Annotated in this window: 22 protein-coding genes; 16 read left to right on the plus strand and 6 right to left on the minus strand. The window is 68.3% G+C overall.

What is annotated here, in order from left to right; all coding sequences use genetic code 11:
* The gene (gene rlmN, locus ABZ717_RS00215; RefSeq protein ID WP_358503132.1) at positions 1–1,098 is read right to left on the minus strand and encodes a 23S rRNA (adenine(2503)-C(2))-methyltransferase RlmN; all 1,098 of its coding nucleotides are present in this window, start codon (positions 1,096–1,098) and stop codon (positions 1–3) included.
* Between the two features lie 222 nt (positions 1,099–1,320).
* Here rlmN and ABZ717_RS00220 point away from each other — a divergent pair, with 222 nt between their 5' ends.
* Positions 1,321–2,406 carry a suppressor of fused domain protein gene (locus tag ABZ717_RS00220; protein ID WP_358503135.1) on the plus strand — a complete coding sequence of 362 codons (1,086 nt, stop codon included), beginning with the start codon at positions 1,321–1,323 and terminating at the stop codon, positions 2,404–2,406.
* A 99-nt stretch (positions 2,407–2,505) separates the two neighbouring features.
* A complete protein-coding gene (locus ABZ717_RS00225; protein ID WP_358503138.1) occupies positions 2,506–3,744 on the plus strand; it encodes an MFS transporter in 1,239 nt (412 codons plus the stop codon).
* On the opposite strand, the gene ABZ717_RS00230 is transcribed toward ABZ717_RS00225, so the two are convergent.
* Positions 3,727–4,128 carry a BlaI/MecI/CopY family transcriptional regulator gene (locus tag ABZ717_RS00230; protein ID WP_358503141.1) on the minus strand — a complete coding sequence of 134 codons (402 nt, stop codon included), beginning with the start codon at positions 4,126–4,128 and terminating at the stop codon, positions 3,727–3,729. The two genes, ABZ717_RS00225 and ABZ717_RS00230, sit on opposite strands and share 18 nt — an antisense overlap.
* A 533-nt stretch (positions 4,129–4,661) precedes the next feature.
* Between ABZ717_RS00230 and ABZ717_RS00235 the strand changes: the two genes are divergently transcribed.
* The 5 genes from ABZ717_RS00235 (at position 4,662) to ABZ717_RS00255 (ending at position 10,837) form a co-directional block, all read left to right on the plus strand.
* Positions 4,662–8,294 (plus strand): multifunctional oxoglutarate decarboxylase/oxoglutarate dehydrogenase thiamine pyrophosphate-binding subunit/dihydrolipoyllysine-residue succinyltransferase subunit, encoded by a 3,633-nt coding sequence (locus tag ABZ717_RS00235; RefSeq protein ID WP_358503144.1) that lies wholly within the window; start codon positions 4,662–4,664, stop codon positions 8,292–8,294.
* A 13-nt stretch (positions 8,295–8,307) separates the two neighbouring features.
* On the plus strand, positions 8,308–8,484 hold the full coding sequence (locus ABZ717_RS00240) for a DUF6104 family protein (protein WP_190318387.1): 177 nt from the start codon (positions 8,308–8,310) through the stop codon (positions 8,482–8,484).
* 229 nt (positions 8,485–8,713) lie between these two features.
* Positions 8,714–9,568, plus strand: coding sequence for a DUF4097 family beta strand repeat-containing protein (locus tag ABZ717_RS00245; RefSeq protein WP_358503147.1), 855 nt, complete (start codon positions 8,714–8,716; stop codon positions 9,566–9,568).
* Complete coding sequence (locus ABZ717_RS00250) at positions 9,565–10,569, plus strand: PadR family transcriptional regulator (RefSeq protein WP_358503150.1); 1,005 nt, start codon at positions 9,565–9,567, stop codon at positions 10,567–10,569. Before ABZ717_RS00245 ends, ABZ717_RS00250 begins: the two co-directional genes overlap by 4 nt.
* A gap of 88 nt (positions 10,570–10,657) precedes the next feature.
* Positions 10,658–10,837: a hypothetical protein gene (locus tag ABZ717_RS00255; protein ID WP_358503153.1), complete on the plus strand. Its 180-nt coding sequence runs from the start codon at positions 10,658–10,660 to the stop codon at positions 10,835–10,837.
* Positions 10,838–10,858: 21 nt separating this feature from the next.
* Here the strand turns inward: ABZ717_RS00255 and ABZ717_RS00260 are convergent, their stop codons facing one another.
* On the minus strand, positions 10,859–12,397 hold the full coding sequence (locus tag ABZ717_RS00260; RefSeq protein WP_358503156.1) for a serine hydrolase domain-containing protein: 1,539 nt from the start codon (positions 12,395–12,397) through the stop codon (positions 10,859–10,861).
* A gap of 204 nt (positions 12,398–12,601) precedes the next feature.
* The gene (locus ABZ717_RS00265; RefSeq protein WP_358503159.1) at positions 12,602–13,795 is read right to left on the minus strand and encodes an NADP-dependent malic enzyme; all 1,194 of its coding nucleotides are present in this window, start codon (positions 13,793–13,795) and stop codon (positions 12,602–12,604) included.
* A gap of 380 nt (positions 13,796–14,175) precedes the next feature.
* On the opposite strand from ABZ717_RS00265, the gene ABZ717_RS00270 reads away from it, so the two are divergent.
* The 7 genes from ABZ717_RS00270 to ABZ717_RS00300 all read left to right on the plus strand — a co-directional run bounded on the left by ABZ717_RS00270 (position 14,176) and on the right by ABZ717_RS00300 (position 19,786).
* Positions 14,176–15,084, plus strand: coding sequence for an ABC transporter substrate-binding protein (locus ABZ717_RS00270; protein WP_358503161.1), 909 nt, complete (start codon positions 14,176–14,178; stop codon positions 15,082–15,084).
* Positions 15,085–15,231: 147 nt separating this feature from the next.
* Positions 15,232–16,191, plus strand: coding sequence for an amino acid ABC transporter permease (locus ABZ717_RS00275; protein WP_358503164.1), 960 nt, complete (start codon positions 15,232–15,234; stop codon positions 16,189–16,191).
* Positions 16,191–17,018 carry an amino acid ABC transporter ATP-binding protein gene (locus ABZ717_RS00280; protein WP_358503167.1) on the plus strand — a complete coding sequence of 276 codons (828 nt, stop codon included), beginning with the start codon at positions 16,191–16,193 and terminating at the stop codon, positions 17,016–17,018. The genes ABZ717_RS00275 and ABZ717_RS00280 overlap by 1 nt, the downstream gene beginning before the upstream one ends.
* A gap of 221 nt (positions 17,019–17,239) precedes the next feature.
* On the plus strand, positions 17,240–17,830 hold the full coding sequence (locus ABZ717_RS00285) for a class I SAM-dependent methyltransferase (protein WP_358503170.1): 591 nt from the start codon (positions 17,240–17,242) through the stop codon (positions 17,828–17,830).
* A gap of 113 nt (positions 17,831–17,943) precedes the next feature.
* Entirely contained in the window at positions 17,944–18,435 is a 492-nt protein-coding gene (locus ABZ717_RS00290) for a GNAT family N-acetyltransferase (RefSeq protein WP_358503173.1), read from the plus strand.
* Between the two features lie 125 nt (positions 18,436–18,560).
* Entirely contained in the window at positions 18,561–18,986 is a 426-nt protein-coding gene (locus tag ABZ717_RS00295; protein ID WP_067601466.1) for an anti-sigma factor, read from the plus strand.
* A 41-nt stretch (positions 18,987–19,027) separates the two neighbouring features.
* On the plus strand, positions 19,028–19,786 hold the full coding sequence (locus ABZ717_RS00300; RefSeq protein WP_358503507.1) for an RNA polymerase sigma factor SigF: 759 nt from the start codon (positions 19,028–19,030) through the stop codon (positions 19,784–19,786).
* Between the two features lie 59 nt (positions 19,787–19,845).
* Here the strand turns inward: ABZ717_RS00300 and ABZ717_RS00305 are convergent, their stop codons facing one another.
* Positions 19,846–20,256: a hypothetical protein gene (locus ABZ717_RS00305; protein ID WP_358503176.1), complete on the minus strand. Its 411-nt coding sequence runs from the start codon at positions 20,254–20,256 to the stop codon at positions 19,846–19,848.
* Between the two features lie 85 nt (positions 20,257–20,341).
* On the opposite strand from ABZ717_RS00305, the gene ABZ717_RS00310 reads away from it, so the two are divergent.
* Positions 20,342–21,271: a diacylglycerol kinase family protein gene (locus ABZ717_RS00310; protein ID WP_358503179.1), complete on the plus strand. Its 930-nt coding sequence runs from the start codon at positions 20,342–20,344 to the stop codon at positions 21,269–21,271.
* Positions 21,272–21,543: 272 nt separating this feature from the next.
* Positions 21,544–21,804 (plus strand): WhiB family transcriptional regulator, encoded by a 261-nt coding sequence (locus ABZ717_RS00315; protein ID WP_067601456.1) that lies wholly within the window; start codon positions 21,544–21,546, stop codon positions 21,802–21,804.
* Between the two features lie 163 nt (positions 21,805–21,967).
* Here the strand turns inward: ABZ717_RS00315 and ABZ717_RS00320 are convergent, their stop codons facing one another.
* Positions 21,968–23,512: a histidine kinase N-terminal domain-containing protein gene (locus tag ABZ717_RS00320; protein WP_358503182.1), complete on the minus strand. Its 1,545-nt coding sequence runs from the start codon at positions 23,510–23,512 to the stop codon at positions 21,968–21,970.
* Between the last annotated feature and the right edge of the window lie 34 nt (positions 23,513–23,546).

Here is a 23,546-nt window from a genome sequence, read left to right on the forward strand (position 1 = left end):
TTACTTCTCGGCGGCGGCGAGCTGTCCGCAGGCGCCGTCGATCTCCTGGCCACGGGTGTCACGGACGGTGACGGACACCCCGTGCGATTCCAGGCGCCGCACGAACTCGCGCTCGTCCTCGGGGCGCGAGGCGGTCCACTTCGATCCCGGGGTGGGGTTGAGCGGGATGAGGTTGACGTGCACCAGGTGCCCCTTGAGGAGCTTGCCGAGCAGATCGGCCCGCCAGGCCTGGTCGTTGATGTCCTTGATCAGGGCGTACTCGATGGACACGCGACGGCCGGTGGTGCCGGCGTAGCGCCAGGCCGCGTCGAGGACCTCGCCGACCTTCCAGCGGGTGTTGATCGGCACGAGCTCGTCGCGCAGCTCGTCGTCGGGGGCGTGCAGGGAGATCGCGAGGCGCACCTGCATCTTCTCGTCGATGAGCTTGTTGATCGCCGGGACCAGGCCCACCGTGGAGACGGTCACGCCGCGCTGGGAGATACCCATGCCGTTCGGGACCGGGTCCGTGATCTGACGGACGGACTGGAGCACCCGCTTGTAGTTGGCCATGGGCTCGCCCATCCCCATGAACACGATGTTGCTGATCCGCCCCGGACCGCCGGCGACCTCACCGCGGGCCAGGTCACGGCCGCTCGCGATCACCTGCTCGACGATCTCGCCGGTGGACAGGTTGCGGGTCAGGCCCGCCTGTCCGGTGGCGCAGAAGGGGCAGTTCATGCCGCATCCGGCCTGGGAGGAGATGCACAGGGTGACACGGTCCGGGTAGCGCATCATGACCGACTCGAACATGACCCCGTCGAAGGCCTTCCACAGGGTCTTGCGGGTCATCCCCTTGTCCGCGGACAAGTGTCGGACCGGAGTGAGCAGCGTGGGCAGCAGCGCCTCGCCGAGCTTCTCTCTGGAGGCCTCGGGCAGGTCGGTCATGTTGGCGGTGTCCGACTCCAGGGCGCCGTAGTAGTGCTTGGCGATCTGCTTGGCCCGGAAGGGCTTCTCGCCCAGCTCCTTGACGACGTCCTGGCGCTCCTCCAGGGACAGGTCGGCCAGGTGCCGGGGCGGCTTGGCGCGGCGGGGTGCGACGAAAGTGAGCTCGGCGGGCATAAGTATCCGTAACGAGTGGAGTCGGTGGACTGCGCCCGGCGCGGAAAAGGTGTGGCGCCGCGGGTCGTTATACGACTTATACGCGGCTGCGGCATTGCTCCGCCTGTCAGGGCACTACCGTCGAGTCTACGCGCAGTGTGGACAGCCCGGACGGGTGCAGGCCCCTTCGGTGACCACGACAACACGACTACCCCCTGGGTCGACACACACGTGGGAGAGCCGGTGACCGAGATCGACGTCCTGCTCGACGAGATCAGCCCGTACCAGAGCCGCCGCGTCGTCGTCGAATGCGACTCCCACACCACCGCCGCGTACCTGCTGGACGCTCGCGAGCGCATCCGTGTCCCGGTGTGGCTGGCCAACCACGAGAGCGCGCCGACCGAGGCGCAGCCCGGTGACCTGTACCAGGGGCGGGCCCCGCTGATGCCGGAGGCCTACACCAAGCACCCCCAGGGCCGCCCCCGTTTCGACCCGGACTCCTTGCGAGCGGTCTGGTTCGAGGAGGGCGACGGCGTGGCCCTGCTCGACGAGGAGGGGCTGCTGGCGGTCATCCCCGGTTGGGCGGACGCCGACAGCGGACTGCCCGGGTACGCGCGTGAGGCCATCGGGCGCAGCGCGTACGCGTGGGAGCTCGACTCGGTCAAGCGCCGGCTGTGGCCGCGGGTAGTGCACGCCGAGGCCTACTGGGACTGGCGTCGGGCCTCCGGTGCCTGGCGGAGCGTGCAGCGCACGGTGCTCGGCCATCTGAACCGACGGGTGGGCGAGGCCGGCCACTACTGGGACGTCTCCGACGGGCACCCGCCGTTGCTGCGGCTGTCGGAGCGACCGCCGACGAAGGAACGGCCGTTCACGGTCCTGTCGACGGTCGGCATGTGCGGTCAGCGGATGCCGACCCTGGACCGGTACATGGCCGACACCTCCCACCACGCCCGGGTGGAGCTGGCGCTGGCCACGACGTTGCCGGCGCACCACGCGGCACGTGTCTTCCGGTGGATCGGGGCGTTCCCCTGGCGGGCGGTCACCTGGTTCGGCACCGGCCACACGGTCAAGTGGTTGGACAACCCCGAGGACCAGGCGATGCGTCGGGGCGCGGGCGCCGTGCTGCTGTTGGAGGACCCGACCCCCTTGGTCACCGACCCCGACCGCCGGCCACCGGACACCTCGGGGCTGAACTTCCAGGGTGACCCGGTGAAGTGGCTGTGGATCGTGCCGATCACCCGCCCCGAGCACCTGTTCGCCAAGGAACACGACAGCGCCACCCTGGTGGAGAAGCTCGCGGCCGAGGGTCGCAGCTGGGTCCTGGGCTGAGGGACCTCGCCCACGCGCGCTAAAACCGGTTGACCGGTTCTGCCCGTTCCACGAGCATTCCCCGGTCGGGACGGTTCGAGGCGGGAACGGGTACGAGGCATGGACCAGACGCGGAACACCGGTACGGGGCCTCGGGCGGGGATCACGGCGCCGCTGCGGCACCCGAACTTCCGCGCGCTGGCGTTGGGCCGGGTCCTGATGATGTTCGGCAACGGCATGGCGAACGTGGCGTTGGCCTTCGCCGTGCTGGACGTGACCGGATCGCTCGCCCAGGTGGGTCTGGTGGTGGGCGCCCGGTCGGTGGCGAACGTGTCCCTGCTGCTGTTGGGCGGGGTCATCGCCGACCGGCTGCCGCGCGCCCTGGTGCTGCGAGGGGCCTGTGTGCTCGCGGCGCTCTCCCAGGGACTCCTCGCACTGGCCTTGCTCACCGGGTCCGCGACGTTACCGCTGATGATCGTGTTGAGCCTGGTGAACGGGGCCGCGGCCGCCGCCAACCTACCCGCGGCCGCGGCGCTCACCCCGCAGACCGTGCCGCACACACTGCTGCGTCAGGCCAACGCGCTGGTCGGGATCGCCAAACAGCTGGGCATGTTCGCGGGGATGTCGGTGGGCGGCGTCGCCGTGGGTCTGCTGGGTCCGGGGTGGGCGATCGGTGTGGACGCCGTGATGTTCGCCGCGGCCGGGGTGGCCTTCCTGTTCCTGCGAGTGCCGTCGACGACGCCGGCGGAGCGCGGCAACGTGCTCCGCGACCTGCTGGAGGGCTGGAGCGAGTTCGTGACCAGGCCCTGGGTGTGGATCATCGTGTTGCAGTTCATGGTGGTCAACGCCGGTTGGTCGGCGACCACCTCGGTGCTGGGCCCGGGGATCGCCGACGAGACGTTCGGGCGGACCACGTGGGGGCTGGTGATGGCGGCCAACAGCGTGGGGCTGTTGGTGGGCGGCGTCCTGGCCGCGCGTTGGCAGCCGCGAAGAGCGCTGTTCTACGGAACCGCTCTGGTCACCGTGCAGACCCTGCCGTTCTTCGTGCTGGCCGATCCGTCACCGATCGTGCCGTTACTGTTCGCGGCGATGTTCGTGGGCGGGGTCGCCGTCGAGCAGTTCAGCGTGGCCTGGGAGGTGTCGGTACAGGAGAACATCCCGCCGGACCGGCTCTCGCGGGTGTACTCCTATGACGCGTTGGGGTCGTTCGTGGCCATGCCGGTGGGGCAGATCGCCATCGGGCCGCTCGCCGAGTCGATCGGCGCGGACCGGTCCCTGCTGATCGTCGCCGTGCTGACGATCATGGCGACGTCGGCGGCGGTCGCCGCGCCGAGTGTGCGTTCACTGCGCCGCCGGTGACCTGTAGGGCGAGGCGGAACCGGTGCGATGGTCGCGGACCTGCCGGAACGCGTGGTACAGCCGGGCCATGTCCTCGTCGCTGAAGCGTTCGACGAAGCGGAGCAGGGTGACACCGGAGTCGGGGCCGGTACTGAGGACCTCGCCCATGACGCGCGCCGTGTACTCGGCGTGGGTCTCCCTGGGCCGGTAGGTCCAGGCCCGCCCCGTCTTCTCCCGTTCCAGCAATCCCTTCTGGTGCAGGATGTTGGCGACGGTCATGACGGTCGTGTAGGCGAGGTCGCGGTCGTAGACCATGCTCGACCGGATGTCGCGGACCGGCAGTGGCCCCTCCGCGCGCCACAGGGCGGACATGATCGCCGCCTCCAGTTCCCCCAGGCCCCTCATGGGTTCCCCCTCGCCCCCGTTGTTCCCGTTGTACGTAGGCGCATCGTAGGCAGGGTGATGGCGACACCGAGGAGGAATCGGGGAGAGCGCGTAGATCCGTGCATCCAGGGCCGCCGGCACCTGCGTTTCACGGTCGGGAGCACCGCTTCCACCGTCGGCTCGCGGGTCCCCTCGGACGAGCCCATGGAAACGTGTGTCGTGTCACATTCCCATCGGCCAGAGGCGGTCATGGCGTCACGAACCGAAAACCCCCACGGACATGGACAAACAGGACACTGTGATCACACAAGGCAAGGCCACGACCACGGAAAGCCAAGGTTCGTGTGAAAGATTGTTAGCTATCTCCCAGTTTCAACAACCACAGTGTTCCCGGCCGGGAGGTCGGTACAAGTAGCCTTGTACGCGACGAGTGCCGGCCTGGTCAGACACTCCGCATGGGGGCGACCCCATGTTTCTTCGAGCCCGCCTTGCCGGCAGCCACCCGTCTTTCCTGAACATTCACAAGCGAGCAGCGGAAGTGGGCGATCTCCGCCGTGTCGTCTGAGGCGTCTCAACCCCTGACAGATTTCGGCCCGAACGAGTGGCTGGTCGAGGAGCTTTACCAGAAGTACCTCACCGACCCGAATTCGGTTGACAAGGCTTGGTGGAACTTCTTCGCGGACTACAAGCCCGCGGACTCGGGCGGCGGGAAGGGTGGGGCCACTGCGACCGCTAAGGCGCAGACCGAGAAGGCCCCCGCAGCCCCCGCTCCGAAGAAGAAGCCCACTCCGGCCGCACCCAAGAACACCGACAGCGACGATGGGCTCCAGGTCAAGGAGGAGCGGCTGCGTGGCGCGGCCGCCCGTACCGCGACCAACATGGACTCCAGCCTGACCATGCCCACCGCGACGAGTGTGCGCGCGGTGCCGGTCAAGCTGCTGTTCGACAACCGCATCGTCATCAACAACCATCTCCGACGCAGCCGCGGTGGGAAGATCTCCTTCACCCACCTCATCGGCTACGCCATGGTCAAGGCGCTTGAGTCGATGCCGGAGATGAACCACTCCTACACGGAGGTCGACGGTAAGCCCGGCGTCGCCAAGCCCGAACACGTGAACTTCGGTCTGGCGATCGACCTCCCCAAGCCCGACGGCTCACGTCAGCTGGTCGTGCCCTCCGTCAAGAAGTCCGAAGAGATGGACTTCGCCGAGTTCTGGAGCGGCTACGAGGACCTGGTCCGCAAGGCCCGCAACAACAAGCTGGCCGTCCCGGACTTCCAGGGCACCACGATCAGCCTGACCAACCCGGGCGGCATCGGCACCGTGCACTCCGTGCCGCGCCTGATGCCCGGTCAGGGCACCATCCTCGCGGTGGGTGCCATGGAGTACCCGGCCGAGTTCCAGGGCGCCTCCCAGGACACCCTGAGCGAGCTGGGCATCAGCAAGGTCATGACGATCACGTCGACCTACGACCACCGGATCATCCAGGGTGCCCAGTCGGGTGAGTTCCTGCGTCGGATCCACCAGCTACTGCTGGGCGAGAACGGTTTCTACGACGAGATCTTCAACGCCCTGCGGATCCCCTACGAGCCGGTCCGCTGGGTCCAGGACATCCACGTCAACCCGGCCACCCAGCTCGACAAGACCACCCGGGTCCAGGAGCTGATCCACGCCTACCGTGTGCGCGGCCACCTCATGGCCGACACCAACCCGCTCACCCACGAGCAGCGCAAGCACCCGGACCTGGACGTGCTCGAACACGGCCTGACGCTCTGGGACCTGGACCGCGAGTTCCCCACCGGGGGCTTCGGCGGCAAGCAGGTCATGAAGCTTCGCGACGTCCTGGGCGTGCTGCGCGACACCTACTGCCGCACGGTGGGTATCGAGTACATGCACATCCAGAGCCCGGAGGAGCGGGAGTGGATCCAGTCGCACGTCGAGCGCGAGCACGAGAAGCTCGACCGTGACGAGCAGCTGCACATCCTGCACAGGCTCAACAGCGCGGAGGCCTTCGAGACCTTCCTCCAGACCAAGTACGTGGGTCAGAAGCGCTTCTCCCTCGAAGGTGGAGAGTCGCTGATCCCGCTGCTGGACGGTGTGATCTCCAAGGCCGCCAAGGCCGAGCTGGACGAGGCCGTCATCGGTATGGCCCACCGCGGTCGCCTGAACGTGCTGGCCAACATCTGTGGCAAGTCCTACGGGCAGATCTTCGGTGAGTTCGAGGGCAACCTCGACCCGCGCAGCGCGCACGGCTCCGGTGACGTCAAGTACCACCTGGGCACCGAGGGGGTCTTCGAGACCCGCGAGGGCGACAAGATCCAGATCACGCTGGCCGCCAACCCGTCCCACCTGGAGACGGTCGACCCGGTCGCCGAGGGCATCGTCCGCGCCAAGCAGGACGTGCTCGACAAGGGCCCGCACGGCTTCACCGTGCTGCCCATCCTCATCCACGGTGACGCGGCGTTCGCCGGGCAGGGCGTGGTCGCCGAGACCCTCAACCTGTCCCAGCTGCGCGGTTACCGGACCGGCGGCACGGTGCACGTCATCGTGAACAACCAGGTGGGCTTCACCACCTCGCCGTCCGACAGCCGCTCCAGCGTGTACGCCACCGACGTCGCGCGCATGGTGCAGGCGCCGATCTTCCACGTCAACGGGGACGACCCCGAGGCCGTGGTCCGGGTCGCGAACCTGGCCTTCGCCTACCGTCAGGCGTTCAACAAGGACGTCGTGATCGACCTGGTCTGCTACCGGCGTCGTGGGCACAACGAGGGCGACAACCCCGCGTTCACCCAGCCGCTGATGTACGACGTCATCGACGCCAAGCGTTCCACCCGCAAGCTGTTCACCGAGTCCCTGATCGGTCGCGGTGACATCACGGTGGAAGAGGCGGAGTCGGCGCTTCGCGACTACCAGAGCGAACTCGAACGCGCCTTCACCGAGACCCGTGAGGTCGAGAAGAGGCCGATCGAGCCGGGCTCCGTGGTCAAGCCCGAGGTGTTCACCGAGTCCCGTCTGGACCACTCCAAGGTGGAGACGGCGATCTCCTCGGAGACCGTCAAGCGGGTCATCGACACCCAGGTGAACCTGCCCGAGGACTTCAAGCCGCACCCGCGTCTGGCCCCGCAGCTGTCCCGTCGCGCGACCATGGTCGAGAACGACGCGATCGACTGGGCCACCGGTGAGCTGCTGGCCTTCGGGTCGCTGCTGCTGGACGACCACCCGGTCCGTCTGGTCGGTCAGGACAGTCGCCGCGGCACCTTCGGTCAGCGTCACGCCACGTTGATGGACCGCGACACCGGCGAGACCCACACGCCGCTGAAGAGCTTCGACAACGGCACCACGAAGTTCCTCGCCTACGACTCGCTGCTGAGCGAGTACGCGGCGCTGGGCTTCGAGTACGGCTACTCGCTGACCCGTCCGGGCTCCCTGGTGATGTGGGAGGCGCAGTTCGGTGACTTCGTCAACGGCGCGCAGACCATCATCGACGAGTACATCAGCGCGGGCGAGCAGAAGTGGGGCCAGCGCTCCAGCGTCACCATGCTGCTGCCGCACGGCTACGAGGGCCAGGGCCCGGACCACTCCTCGGCCCGCATCGAGCGGTTCCTCCAGTCGTGCGCGCAGGAGAACATGACCGTCGCGATGCCGAGCACCCCGGCGAGCTACTTCCACCTGCTGCGTTGGCAGGCCAAGTCGCCGCTGGAGCGCCCGCTCGTGGTGTTCACGCCCAAGTCGCTGCTGCGTCTGAAGACCGCGACCTCGGCCGCCCAGGACTTCACCTCGGGCTCCTTCCAGCCGCTGATCGGGGACGACTCGATCGCGCCGGAGAAGGTCCGTCGTGTGGTCATCTGCTCCGGCAAGATCTACTACGACCTGGACGCGGCTCGCCGCAAGAGCGGGGACAAGCACACCGCGATCATCCGCGCGGAGCGGCTGTACCCGCTGCCGATCGAGGAGATCCGCGAGCAGCTCAAGGCCTACCCGAACTCGGGCGAGGTCCTGTGGGTCCAGGAGGAGCCGGCGAACATGGGCCCGTGGCCCTTCGTCGCGCTGGTCTTCTCCGAGCAGCTCGACCGCCCGTTCACCCGGATCTCGCGTCCGGCCTCCTCCGCGCCCGCGGCCGGTTCGGCCAAGCGTCACGAGGCCGAGCAGCGTGCCCTGGTGGACACGGTCTTCCCACCCGCGGAATAGCGACGGAAGAACCATGTACTTCACCGATCGAGGAATCGAGGAGTTGGAGAACCGCCGCGGCGACGAGGAGGTCAGCTTCGCCTGGCTCGCCGAGCAGCTGCGGGTGTTCACCGACGTCAACCCCGAGTTCGAGACGCCCGTCGAACGGCTGGCCACCTGGTTGGCCCGGCTGGACGACGAGGAGGAGTAGCGACGAGGCATCGCGCTGAGCGATGTACCGGCCGAGGGGCCCGGGTCCACGTGGACCCGGGCCCCTCGCTTGTGTCCGGGGTCGATCCGGTGGGTGGGCCCGCGCACGCCGGGCTCGGGGTCGTCCCCGAGGTTCCCCCGATTCGACCCCCGAAATCCACGACATATCTTGAGTTCGCCGAAGACGCGACATATCGTGAAGACATCGAGAGCGAACGGAAGGGTTCACGATGGCAAGTTGGACCATCGACAGTCCGATGACGCACACCTTGGACGGCATCGTCGCCCTGAAGGTGCGAATCGTCGGCGGACAGGTCAACATCATTCCCACCGACGACCCGGTGACCTTCGAGATCACCGACATCGAGGGCGAGCCCCTGGAGGTCACCCAGGAAGCCGGGATCCTCACCATCCACTACCGGGACCTGACCGGTCAGGGGTTCCTCGACCGGCTCAAGCCCCTCCAGCTGACCGGCTACAAGAACATGCACTCGCGTCGGGTCACCGTGAACCTGAGGGTCCCCCGGGACTGCCCGGTGGAGGTGTCCACGGCCACCGCGCCCGTGGTGGCGGCCGGGCTCAGCGCCCGCACCAAGATCAGGACCGCCACCGGCGAGATCACCCTGGACGAGGTCTCGGGTGAGACCGACCTGAACACCGCCGACGGCAGCGCCTCGGTACGCGGGCCGGGCGGCACCCTGGGCTTCAACAGCGCCACCGGGCAGTTGGCCGTGGCCGGCGGCCGCCTCTCCGGGCTGCGGGCCAAGACCGTCTCCGGATCGGTCCTGGTCGACACCGACCTCTCGGCCTCGGCTCGTGTGCGGGTGACGACCGTGTCCGGCGAGGTGGCCCTGCGGGTCCCCGCGGAGAGCTCCGCCAACGTCGAGTTGCGCACCATGACCGGTGGGGTCGACTCCGACTTCGGATTGGACCGCAACACCGCGCCGGCCCGCAACACCCTGAGCGGGAAGATCGGCATGGGTGTGGACCCCGCCGCCATCAGTGTCAACACCGTGTCCGGTCGAACCGCGCTGCTGCGTCGTGCGCCCGAGGCTCCGGCCGCGATCCCAGAGGGGGCCTCATGAGCACCATCTTCGGCCACGGCAGACTGCGCCTGTACCTGCTCAAGCTGCTCGACGAGAGCCCGCGCCACGGCTACGAGATCATCAGCCTGCTGCGCGACCGTTTCCTTGGCGTGTACTCGCCCTCTCCCGGCACCATCTACCCTCGGCTCGCCCGGTTGGAGGAGGAGGGTCTGGTCACCCACACCGAGGAGGGCGGCCGCAAGGTGTACAGCCTCACCGACAAGGGACGTGAGGAGCTGCGCGCCCGCGAGAGCGACCTGGACGACCTGGAGCGGGAGATCACCGACTCGGTGCGCGACATCGCCCGCGCGGTCAAGCAGGACGTGCGCGCCACCATCAGCTCCCTGCGCGACGAACTGAAGTTCACCGCGGGCGGCACCCGCCGTGAGGGGGCCGAACGCGCCGAGGGGACCAAGGCCCCCGAGGACGAGGAGGACCAGGACCGTCGCGAGCGGGACCGCGCCCGGGACTGTGGGGACGGCGGAATGTGGGCCCGTGAGTGGGATCGGTTCGCCCAGGGCTTCGGCGGGGCGTTCGGTGCCGCCTGGGGTCGCACCGACTCCGAACGTCGTGGTGAGGGCTCGGGGGAAGGGTCCGAACACGACGACGCCCGGCGTGACGAGGCGGGGCGTAAGGAGACCGGGCACGAGGGGTCCGAGTTCGAACACGCCCTGAAGGACTTCTCCGTGCGCGTTCGGGACATGCTCCGGGGCGCCGGTCAGGTCGGCGGGTCCGCCGCGAACGACCTGCGACGCATCCTCGACGACACGGTCGAGGTGATCCGCCGCGACCTGGGCCGGTGGGGGCCGGCCGAGGGGGAACGCGAGGGGTCCGAACCGACGTCGGACAAGGGTGGGGAGTCCACCGAGGGACCCACCGGCCAAGGGTCCGAACCGGGGGACGCGGGCCCCTCGGAGGAGCCGAAGGCTCGACCGATGCCGCCCTCGGGCGGTGATTCCTGGTCCACCGCCACCGGCGAGGACCAGGAACGGCGCGACTGAGTCGACGCCGGAGGAGGCCCGGGAGACCACACGGGGGCGTGGTCTCCCGGGCCCCTCGTCGAATCATCCGATCCAGAAGGAAGAAGCGGTGCTGGTTCCGTACACGATCGAGCAGGACGCGGACGGCGTGTGGAGTGCCCACGCTCGTCTGCCTTCGGGGGCGGCCACTCGTGGCGAGGGTGACACCCCGGACGCCGCCCTGGCCGACCTGCGCCGGGCGTTCGACCTCCTGAAGGAGGAGTTCGACTCACCCGCGGAGCTGATGTGATCGTCCCGACGGCGCACGGTGTCAGAGCGTGGCCAGACCCACCAGGAGCGCCAGGCCGGCGAAGGCGACGAGGCCGGTCAGCGCCCATCTGGGCCAGGGCAGGCCACCCCTGGTGGTGGGCAGGTCCGACCATCTTCGGGCCCCGACCACGGCCGCGGCCACGGTCAGGAACACCCCGGCCGCCCACGCCCACGGGGAGACCAGGTGCCAGAAACCGGCGAGGTGGACGTACCCGAGCAGCGCGACCGTGAGCGTCCCGTAGGCGACCAGGCCCACCCGGTCCGTGGGTCGACGCGTCATCCGCCAGGGGCGGCGCCGGGCGGCGAAGCCCAGGAACAGGGCCCCGGGCAGCAGTGCCAGGATCGCCGTCACGGTGGCGTACAACCGCTCCCCCGCCACGTTGTCCGGACTGGGTTCGTCGACCCCGAGCAGTCGGATGCCGATGTCCTCGCTGTACCGGTGCGTGTTCGACAGGACCACGGCTCCCCGGTCACCGGAGTAGCCGATCCAGGCGGTGTGGCCGTTGGTGGTGGCGTTCCCTCCGTGCGCGGTGATCTCCCGACCGCCGAGGGTCTCCACGTACCAGCCCAGTCCCTGTTCCCGGCGGGCCACGTCGCCCGCGGCCACGGGTTCGGCCGCGCCGGCTCCCGGCGCCGAGTCGTCCATCATCGCCGCGAGGAGCAGCCCGAGGTCACCCGCCGTCGTGGTCACCCCACCCGAGGGACCGGACGCGACCGTGCGGTCCAGTTCGATGGGCCACCCACGGTCGGCGTCGTGCACGACGGGGTCGGAACCGGCCTGGTCGGACCACACTCGGGTGTGCTCCATGCCCAGGGGTTCCAGGAGGCGTTCGCGGACCAGGGCGGCGTAGTCGATCCCGGCGCGGGCCGCCAGCGCGTGCCCCAATAGACCGAAGCCGGTGTTGGAGTAGACGTTGCTTCCCCGTAGTTCGGGGTCGACGCGGGCCTGCGCGGCCACCTCCGCGAGGAAGTCGTCGACCGAACCCGCCGGGTCGGGGTGGCGTTTGGCGACGAACTGCCAGAGGGTCTGGGGCAGGGTCGTCTCCTCACGTGACAGCCCCGAGGTGTGGGTGGCCAGTTCCTCGACGGTGATGTCGGCGATGGCGGGATCGGCCGGGTCCAGTTCCGGCAGCAGTTCCCCCACCCTGGTGTCCAGATCGAGTTCGCCCTGGTCGATCATGTCGGCGAGCAGCATCCCGGGCAGCACCTTGGCCACCGACGCGGACCCGAAGGGGGTGTCCTCGTCCACCTGTTCTCCCTCGTCGCCGACCGAGCCCAGCCCCGCCGAGCGGACGTGGTACCCGCCCTCGGGGTCGGGTTCGACGAGGGCCACGGACAGCCCGTGGTAGCCGGTGGTGTCGCCGATCCCCTCCCGGACCGACGCCGCGACCTCACGGTCGCCCTCGACCCGGTCGTCGAGTTCGTAGGGCCGCGGGATCAGGGTCACCGCTCCAACGGCGGCGATCACCACGGCCAGGGCCATCGCGATCCGTCCACCGGTTCTTCGGGGCTCGCGCGTGGTCGGGGAGGTCGGTTCCATGAGGGGTGTCCCAGGGGTCTGAGGCCGTTCGAACGGCGTGGTTCCAGTCCTCGAAAACCTACGAGTGCGCCCCGTCACGGCGCACTACGCCGGTCCCCCCGAACCGGGGTGTCCGTACTCCCCCCTGGGTGGTGGCCTCGACCCCACCCCGGCACGAAAAAGGGCCCGAGCGATCGAGACGATCGCACGGGCCCTGGAACTCCATCAACGGCGGGCGACGCCGTCCGCACGGGCCTGAGCGGCGACCGCGGCGGAGACCGCCGGGACCACGCGCTCGTCGAACGTGCTGGGGATGACGTAGTCGGCGCTCAGGTCGTCACCGACGAGGTCGGCGATGGCCTTGGCGGCGGCCAGCTTCATGTTCTCGGTGATGTCGCGGGCCTGGACGTCGAGGGCGCCCCGGAACACGCCGGGGAAGGCCAGGACGTTGTTGATCTGGTTCGGGAAGTCGCTGCGCCCGGTGGCGACGACGCTCGCGTGCTTGCGGGCCACGTCCGGGTGGATCTCCGGGTTGGGGTTGGCCATGGCGAAGACGATGGCGTCGTCGGCCATGGTGGCCACGACCGACTCGGGGACCTCACCGGCGGACAGGCCGACGAACACGTCGGCGCCCTCCAGCGCGCTCTCGATGGAGCCCTTCAGACCGGCCTTGTTGCTGATGGCGGCCAGTTCCCGCTTGACCGAGGTCAGGCTCTCCCGGCCTTCGTGGATCATGCCCTTGGAGTCGGCGACGGCGATGTCGCCGATGCCTCCGTCGACGAGCATCTTGGTGACGGCGACGCCGGCGGCGCCCGCACCGGAGACGACGACCCGCAGGTCGGCCAGGGTACGGCCGGTGAGGCGGGCCGCGTTGTGCAGCGCGGCGACGGTCACGATGGCGGTACCGTGCTGGTCGTCGTGGAAGACCGGGATGTCCAGGCGCTCACGCAGCTTGTCCTCGATCTCGAAGCAGCGCGGAGCGGAGATGTCCTCCAGGTTGACGCCACCGAAGGACGGTGACATGCGCACGACGGTCTCGACGATCTCGTCGACGCCGGTGCAGTTGAGGGCGATCGGCACGGAGTCGACGTCGCCGAACTGCTTGAACAGCAGCGACTTGCCCTCCATGACCGGCAGCGAGGCCTCCGGCCCGATGTTGCCCAGGCCCAGGACCGCGGTGCCGTCGGTGACGACGGCGACCAGGTTGCTCTTCCAGGTGTAGGTCTCGACCAACTCGGCGTTCTCGGCGATCGCGTCGCAGACGCGGGCGACACCCGGTGTGTAGGCCAGGGAGAGTCCCTCGTGGTCGCTGACGTCCACGGAGGAGGTGACATGGAGCTTGCCACCGCGATGCATGGCGAAGGCCGGATCCTTGTCCAGCTCGGACGTGTCCTGGGTACGCGAAGTAAAGGTGGTCACTACTCAAACCCCTCGGTCTGCTTCTACGTCCGCGTCGGCCATGACGAGGACGATGGTCGACGGATCGCGCGCGAAGACGTAAGGGTGCTAGGGGAACCCTCCACGGCGCCGGTCGGCCATGACCGGTGGTGTTCGCCGGAAGGGACAGTCTTCGCCGGACTCTTATACGAGTACAGCGCGTCCGCATCTCACGGGGATGACCCGTTACGCAATCCTCTCACAACGGTGACCGCGGGAAAATCGCGGGGCGTCAGGATGGAGTGCTACCGACTTAAAGCACTATGCAGCATAATGTCCGTGTTGTCGTTCCAGGCCTGCGGAACGGATCCGCGAACAGGCCTCCGAGCAGGCATGATTCGTGCCCTTGAAGGAGACCTCACATGCCCCTGCGCAAGTCCCTCCCCTACTTCACCGCCCTCGCCGCAGTGGGTGTCCTGACCCTTTCCGCGTGTGGCGATGGTGACGGCGCCGAGGACGAAGCCGCCCCCGAAGCGCCGGAGGTCTCCGTCGACGAGGAACTCGCCGCGTTGCTCCCCGACGACATCGCCGAGGCCGGCGTCGTCAGCATCGGTGTCGAAGCCGAGTACGCGCCCGGCGAGTACCTGGACGAGGACGGCGAGACCGTCCTCGGCTTCAACGTGGACCTGGTGACGGCCGCCCTGAACAAGCTCGGCCTCGAAGTCGAGTGGGTCCCCGCCAACTTCGACTCCATCATCATCGGCGTCGACAGCGGCAACTACGACCTCGGCGCCTCCTCCTTCACCATCACGGAGGAGCGCATGGAGGCCGTCAACATGGTGAGCTACTTCTCCTCCGGGACGCAGTGGTTCGGCCTCGCCGGGAACCCCGAAGGGGTCGACCCCGACAACGCCTGCGGTATGCGCATCGCCGTGCAGACCGGCACCACGCACGACACCGACATCGAGGCCCGTAGCGACGCCTGCGTCGAGGCGGGCGAAGAGGCCATCACCATCGAGAAGTTCCAGAACCAGCCGCTGGCGACCTCCAGCGTGGTCTCCGGACTCAACGACGCGTCCCTGGCCGACCTGCCCACCTCCCTGTTCGCCCTGCAGGAGACCGGCGACCAGCTCGAATTCATCGACGAGCAGTACTCGGCCGCGCCCTACGGCGTCATCACCCCCAAGGACGACACCGAGATGGCCGATGCCCTGGCCGCCGGGTTCAACTCCATCATCGAGGACGGCACCTACGGGAACGTCCTGGAGGAGTGGGGCATCGAGGTCGGTGCCGTCGAGACCTCCGAGGTCAACCCCTCCGTCGACGAATAGCCCCACCGGGTCCCCCAGCGTCGCACCACCGCACGCCGAGCTCACCAGGGCCGGCGTGCGGCCGTTTCATCAGAACGTGTCCGGGCGCCCGTTCCGGTCACGACGACCGCCCGCCCTGTTCGCCCGCCACTAGCGAAAGTCTGATCCGTGACGTCACCGAGTGCATCGGCGGACGATCCGGGGTCGAAGGAACCGACCCCGGGCCGACCGGCCGACCCGATCTCCGCAGTCCCCGTCCGCTACCCGGAACGTTGGGTCGCCGCCGGGGTCGTGCTGGTCCTCGCCGCGATGTTCGTGAACATGCTGATCACGAACCCCGCGTTCAACTGGCCGTTCATGTTCGAGCACATGTTCTCGGACCCGGTCGTGAACGGTGTCTGGGTGACCCTCAGCGCCACCATCCTGTCCATGGTCATCGGCATCCTGCTGGGCGTCGTGCTGGCGGTGATGCGTCTGTCCGGGAACCCGGTCCTGGTGTCGGTCGCCTGGCTGTACACCTGGTTCTTCCGCGGTGTGCCCCGGTTGGTCCTGGCCGTGCTCTTCGGCAACATCGCCATCCTGTACTCGACCATCCACGTCGGGCTCCCCTTCGACAACTACTGGATGCCCATGCTGGGCCTGGAGGGCGACGCCCGGTTCTTCGAGATCGACGTCCGCACCCTCCTGAGCGGCTACATGGCCGGTCTGCTCGCCCTGGCGCTGTCCGAGGGCGCCTACATGGCCGAGATCATCCGCGCCGGCCTGCAGTCGGTGAACAAGGGCCAGACCGAGGCCGCCCAGGCCCTCGGTATGGGCCGAAGCAAGATCATGCGGCGCATCACGCTGCCGCAGGCGATGCGGGTGGTCATCCCGCCCACGGGCAACGAGACCATCGCCATGCTCAAGGACACCGCCCTGTTGGCGTACGTGCCGGTGACCATCGAGCTCTTCTACCAGCTCCAGGCCATCGGAACCCGCACCTACCAGATCTTCCCGATGCTGGTGGCGGCCTGCCTGTGGTACCTGGCGATCACCAGCGTCCTCATGGTCGGCCAGTACTTCATCGAGCGCAGGTTCAGCCGCAGTGAGCGCGGCGTCGAGAACCACATCGTCGGAGGGAGGCACTGATGGCCGAGGAGAACCGCATGCCCGCTGACGACGTGGCCGTAGAGACCGCCGACGCACCACCCTCCGACGCGCTCGTCGTCGCCGAGGACGTGCGCAAGAGCTTCGGTCGCCTGGAGGTCCTCAAGGGCATCGACCTGGAGGTCCGACGTGGCGAGGTGATGTGCGTGGTCGGCCCCTCGGGGTCGGGCAAGTCCACCTTCCTGCGCTGCGTCAACCACCTGGAGAAGCTCACCGCCGGCCGTCTGTGGGTCAATGGTGAGCTGATGGGATACCGGCAAAGGCGCGGGCGCCTCTACGAGCTGCGGGACAGCGAGATCGCGGCCCAGCGCAGCGACATCGGGATGGTCTTCCAGCGGTTCAACCTGTTCCCGCACCTGACCGTGCTCGGCAACGTCATCGAGGCGCCGACGCAGGTCAAGCGCACCCCGAAGGCCCAGGCCACCGAGCGGGCCATGGAACTGTTGGAGCGGGTGGGTCTGCCGGACAAGGCCAACGCCTACCCCGAACAGCTCTCCGGTGGCCAGCAGCAGCGTGTGGCGATCGCCCGCGCGCTGGCCATGGAACCGTCGTTGATGCTCTTCGACGAGCCCACCAGCGCGCTGGACCCGGAGCTGGTCGGCGAGGTCCTGGACGTCATGCGCGACCTGGCCAGGGGTGGCATGACCATGGTGGTCGTCACGCACGAGATGGGCTTCGCCCGCGAGGTGGGCGACTCGCTGGTCTTCATGGACGACGGCGCCGTGGTGGAGACGGGGACGCCCGCCGAGGTGCTCTCGAACCCACAACACGAACGCACCCGCGCGTTCCTGTCCAAGGTGATCCAGTAATCCACCCGCGGGGTCCGTACACCAGTGGTGTGCGGGCCCCGCGGCCCTTACCTCATCGAATCGGTTCCACACGCCCACGGCCGGAACCGGACCGTATCCACCCGAAACCGCACGTGGGTTCGGGGTGATCGGGAAACACCCCGCCTCACCCCTTGACCGGCCGGCCTCCCGGTCCCAGAGTCTTTTCCCAGGGGCACCCCGAACCTGTCCCGGGGAGAGGCATGGACTCGCGTACGGAAAAGACACGTCGGCTCTGGGAGCACCGCGCGGGCCGATACGACCTCGGAGGCCACTGCGAACACGTGGCCATCCGCGACACCAGGGAGCTCTTGTGCACCGGCGCGCGCGGGCGCACCCTGGAGGTGGCCGTGGGGACCGGGCGGAACCTGCGGTACTACCCGCCCCAGGTGGAACTCACCGGGTTGGACCTGAGCCCCGCGATGCTCGCCAAGGCCCGGGAGAAGGCCGATGGCCTGGAACGATCCATCACCCTGGTGGAGGGCGACGCGCAGGACATGACCTTCGCCGACCGTTCCTTCGAGACCGTGGTGTGCACGCTCTCCCTGTGCACCATCCCCGACCAGGAACGGGCCCTACGGGAGATGCACCGCGTCCTGGTACCCGGCGGCCGGCTGCTCCTGGTCGACCACATCGAGTACACGCGGATGCCATTGCTGCTGCGGGAGCGCCGACGCGAACACCCGCGCAGGCTCCCCCGGGAGGTCGCCGGGGAGGTCGGTTTCGAGGTGGGCCACCACGACCGGCTGTTCTTCGGACTGGTGGAACGCGTGGTGGCGCACCGACCGCACTGAGCGGTACGCGGGCACCTCAATCACCACGCGCCGATCATCGGCCCCACATTCCCCTTACGTCGGACGCATACCCTGGGAACATCCGCCGTCCCCGACTCGCCCGAGGTGGTCCGATGATCCGTCCCGCCCGCCCCGAAGACGTTCCCGTCATCAACCGGATGATCGGTGAACTCGCCGAATACGAAAAGGAACCCGAGGCGGCGGTGGCGACGGAGGACGACCTCCACCGGGCGCTGTTCGGCCCGGACGCGGCGGTGTACGCGCACCTCGTGGAGCACGAGAACGCCGACGGCACCGTCGTGTCGGCGGGGTTCGCCCTGTGGTTCCTCAACTACTCCACCTGGACCGGCAGGCACGGGATCTACCTGGAGGACCTGTACGTACGACCCGAGATGCGCGGCCACGGGTACGGCGGTGCCCTGTTGCGCAACCTCGCGAGGATCTGCGTGGAACGTGGTTACACACGCCTGGAGTGGTCGGTGTTGGACTGGAACACCCCCGCGATCGGGTTCTACGAGTCGTTGGGCTCCACACCCATGGACGAGTGGACGGTCCGTCGTCTGGACGGCGACGCGCTGGTCGCTGTGGGTTCCGCGCGGACCTGAGTCCGACCATTCGTCTCGGGTTCGGCCATCACCCGCCGGACACGATCTCACTTCCCTGCGTCAGTGGCAGGGTGAAACGAGATACATTGCATTCAAGCGGCAACCTCGCCCCCCGAAGGAGGGACGTGACCGAAGAAACCGCCGTGCCCACGGCCGACGCCACCGGTGTACGCGACGCCGTCACCGTCAACATGCCAGCCGACAGTGCCTATCTGTCGGTGCTGCGGACGGCCACGGCCGGCTTGGCCGCGCGACTCGACTTCACCCTCGACGAGATCGAGGACCTGAGGATCGGTGTCGACGAGGCCTGCGCGATGCTCCTCTCCCAGGCGCTGCCCGGCACGGAACTGACCACGGAATTCGAACTCACCCCGGATGGGATGCGCATCTCCGTCTCGGTGCTGACCGCGGACGGGCGCCTTCCGGCCCGCGACACCTTCGCGTGGACCGTCCTGTCCGCGTTGGCGGGGGACGTGGACGCGGGGGTCGGACCGGACGATCGCGTCTACATCGTCCTGTACAAACGTCGCGGCACGCTGGAGCCGGCGTGAGCGAAAGGGGGCCCGCTCTGACAGCGAAGACCGAGCACGCGGTGCCCGACCGGGCGCGCGCGAGAGCGTTGTTCGAGCGCCTTAACGAACTCGACGCGGACTCGCCCGAGCGGCGCTCCATACGTGACGAACTGGTGGAGCTCCACCTGCCGTTGGTGGAGTACCTGGCCCGCCGGTTCCGTAACCGTGGTGAGTGGTTGGACGACCTCACCCAGGTGGCCACGATCGGACTCATCAAGTCCATCGACAGATTCGATCTGGAGCGCGGGGTGGAGTTCTCCACCTACGCCACCCCGACGATCGTCGGTGAGATCAAGCGCCACTTCCGGGACAAGGGCTGGGCGGTCCGGGTTCCCCGTCGCCTCCAGGAGCTGAAGCTCTCGCTGACCAAGGCGGTCAGCGACCTCTCCCAGCGGGAGGGGCGCTCTCCCACCGTCGCGGAGTTGGCCCAGCACCTGCAGATGACCGAGGAGGAGGTGCTGGAGGGCCTGGAGTCCGCCAACGCCTACTCGACGGTGTCGCTCGACGCCCCCGACAGCGGTGACGAGGACGCACCCGCCGTCGCGGACTCGCTCGGCATCGTGGACGAGTCGCTGGAGGGCGTGGAGTACCGGGAGTCGTTGAAGCCGCTCTTGGAGCAGCTCCCGCCCAGGGAGAAGCGGATCCTGCTGCTGCGCTTCTTCGGCAACATGACCCAGTCACAGATCGCCCAGGAACTGGGGATCTCGCAGATGCACGTGTCCCGTCTGTTGGCGCGGACCCTGGCCCAGCTGCGCCAGGCACTCACCACCGACGATTAACGGTCGTTCGGGCGCCGGCGGGTTCCACCCGCCTCAGGCGCCCGAACACCACCTCGCCACTACTTGCGCCCGGTACGACCGGGCGGTGTCTGGTCGGGGTACAACGCGGCGGTCGTGGGCGGTGCCAGGACGGCGGCGGCCGCGATGACGGCCGTGCCGAGCATGACCCCGCCGATCACGTACTGCTCGCCGGTGAACATGTAGTACGCCACCACCGCCAGGAACAGCTGGGTGACCACCACCGGGGTGCGCGACCACTCGCGCAGCCGCAGCAGTCCGCGGGCGACGAAGATCAACAGACCACCGACGCCCAGGCCGATGACGGTGAGCGGGATCGCGGAGGAGGTCACGTCGGTGGCCTCACCGGCGATCGCCGTGTACAGGCTGTAGAGGCCGCCGACGGCCGCGACCAGCCCGATCAGGGCCTCCAGCGCGGCGGCGATGATGAGAGTGATGGGACGCGAAGACACGCGTCAAACCTATACGGGTCCACCGCCCTCCCCGGCCTCGCCCCTGGCACGGCCCTCCGTATCCTCGACCCCCTACACTGGCCGGGTGCGTGCCCTCTTCATCGTGAACCCCAAAGCGACCACGACCACCGATCGCACCCGCGAGGTGATCCTGGGCGCGTTGAGGTCGGAACTGGACGTCACCGTCGTGGAGACCTCCTACCGCGACCATGCCCAGAAGTTGGCGCGAGACGCCGCCGATGGCGGTTTCGGGCTGGTGCTGAGCCTGGGCGGCGACGGGACCGTCAACGAGGTCGTCAATGGGCTCCTGGCCGTACCCGAGCGGAAGCGCCCCAGTTACGCGGTCATCCCCGGGGGTAGCGCCAACGTGTTCATCCGCGCCTTGGGGGTCTCCGGAGACCCGGTGGAGGCGACCGGGCAGATCCTCGCCGCGATCCGTTCCGGCCGTGAGCGCGAGGTCAACCTGGGCCGGATCACCAGCCACCTGGACGACCGCTACTTCACGTTCTGTGCCGGTTTCGGGTGGGACGCCGACGTGGTGCAGCAGGTGGAGCACGAGCGAGAGAACGGCCGGAAGGCCACTCCCGCCTTGTACGCGGAGGTCGCGGTAAAGCTGTTCTTCGGTGGGGATATACGCGACCCGTCACTTACCGTGTCGACCGACGGAAGGTCGCTGGGGGACGTCTATTTCGCCCTGGTCACCAACACCACACCATGGACGTACGCGGGTTCCCTACCGCTTCAACCGACCCCGTCCTCCCGTTTCGAGCTGGGTCTGGACGCTTTCGCGCTGACCCGCTCCTCGTACTGGTTGACCGGCTGGGTGCTTTCGCAAATGTTCCTGCCCAAAGGTCTTCCCGGACGGGGCGAAGGCTACGTGACCTGGCACGACCAGGGTTCACTGCGGATCACGTCGAACCACCCGAGGGCCTTCCAAATCGACGGTGAATACCTGGGAGAGCGTGAAGAGGTCAACTTCCAGTCGGTACCGAAGGCATTACGAATCTTCTGTTAATTCCGGCGAATGAAGCCATTCCGACCGACTGTGACGCACCCGACACGTCGATCAGGACCTTTGACCTCGGGAACTCTTGCGTGCCTGTCGTGATCCTGTCACGCTCAAGATATCGCCGCGAGTTACGGGCGAGTTAATACGAGCCCTTCCCACATGACCGTGGGATGAAGGCCCGACCCTCCCGGCCGGAGACCCGTTTCCGCTGAGCCTCTCGCCGGGTGCCCTTGCACAGCGATCGTGAAAAGCTTCACAATCTGTGAGGAGTGGACCGCATGGACTGGCGCCATGACGCAGCCTGCCGTGACGAAGACCCCGAACTCTTCTTCCCCATCGGCGACTTCGGGCCCGCACTGATCCAGATCGAGGAGGCCAAATCCGTCTGTCAACGCTGTCCGGTGAGCTCCGCCTGCCTCAAGTGGGCACTGGAGAGCGGCCAGGACGGCGGGGTCTGGGGTGGCACCTCCGAGGAGGAACGCCGCCGGATGCGCAAGCGCAGTGGCTCCACGCAGCGCACCATGGCCCGTAGCCACTGAATCGCGTCCCTTCCCGGGACCTCCCCTTCGAACGACGAACGACGCCGAACGATCCCCCGCCGGCGCGGGCGGGGACCGGCGCGCCTCCGACGGGACCACACCCCCTGAGCCCGTACGGGAGCAGAACCCCACTCGCCTGCCCCGCCCCATCTCCCCCTGACCTCTAGGGGAGCGCGCCCTCGGGATGTTCCAGCGGCAGGCTGATCGCGATCTCAGTGCCGCCGCTCTCCTTCGGCTTGATCGCCAAGGTGCCACCGAGTTCGCCCACGATCAGGGTGCGCACGATCTGCAGACCCAGACTCGTGGCGCCCTCCAGGTCGAAGTCCTCCGGCAGGCCCCCACCGTCATCGGAGACGGCCAGCTCCAGGCTGCTCGGCCCGGGGAACCCGGGTCCGGTGTCGAAGCGCTGTACCCGCACCTCGATCTTGCCCGGCCCCTGCCCCAACCCGTGTTCCACCGCGTTCTGCACCAGTTCGGCCAGCACCATCGACAGTGGCGTCGCCACCAGTGCGTTCAACAGGCCGAACCCACCGATCCGGCGCGGGACCACCACCTCGCCGGTGGAGGACACCTCCGCCGCCATCTGCATGACCCGGTCGGCGATGTCGTCGAAGTCCACGACCTCGTCGGGTGTGTGCGAGAGCATCTCGTGCACGATCGCGATCGAGCCCACCCTGCCCACGGCCTCGTCCAGCGCGGCCCGCGCCTCCGGCACGTCCAGGCGCCTGGACTGCAGACGCAGCAGCGCCGCCACGGTCTGCAGGTTGTTCTTCACCCGGTGGTGGATCTCCCGGATGGTGGCGTCCTTGGTCATGAGCTCGCGCTCGCGCCGACGCAGCTCGGTGACGTCTCGGATCATCACCAGGGCCCCTATGCGCACCCCGTCGATGATCAGCGGAATGGCCCGCAGTTGGACGGTGACGCCGCGTGCCTCCACCTCTGCCTCCTGCGGCGCGCGTCCGCTGGCGGTGTAGGTGAGGTTCTCGTCGCGGGCCTCGCCCTGCGCGGCCAGTTCCAGGGTGGTGCGGTCCAGGCGGGCTCCGACCAGGTCGGCGGTCAGGCCCAGGCGTCGGTAGGCGGACAGCGCGTTGGGGCTGGCGTAGACCACCTCCCCGTTCTGGTCCAGTCGTAGCAGACCGTCGCCGACCCTCGGGGAGCGCACCATGAGCGGTCCCTGGTCGCTGAACGGAAAGGCTCCCTCGGCGATCATCTGTGCCAGGTCGCCGGCGCTCTGCAGGTAGGTGAGCTCCAGCCGGCTGGGCGTGCGCGCCGAACTGAGGTTGGTGCTGCGTTGGATGACGGCGATGAGGTTGCCCTGGCGACGGACCGGGATGGTCTCCTCGCGCACCGGTACCCCGCCGGACCAGTCGGGGTCGCCGTCCCGGCAGATCCTTCCCTCGCTCCAGGCCCGGTCGATGAGGGCGCGGCGGCCGACCACCCTGAGCCCGGAACGGGAGGTGACATCGGTCATATCGTCCCGCAGCACGGTCTCGACCAGGTCGTCTTGGAAGGCGGTCGGGCCGGTGGTGGGTCGCATCTGGGCGATCGCCACCCAGCCGTCGTCCTCGCGCAGACGCACCCACAGCACGAGGTCCGCGAAGGAGAGGTCGGCCAGGAGTTGCCAGTCCGAGACCAGGGAGTGGATCCACTCCAGGTCCGCCTGTTTGAGTGACGTGTGACGGCGAATGAGGTCGCTGAGGTGAGGCACTCACAAATCATCCCATGAAGCCGTGCATACTCAA

This window comes from Nocardiopsis sp. NPDC006832 (assembly GCF_040635885.1).
GTDB lineage: Bacteria > Actinomycetota > Actinomycetes > Streptosporangiales > Streptosporangiaceae > Nocardiopsis.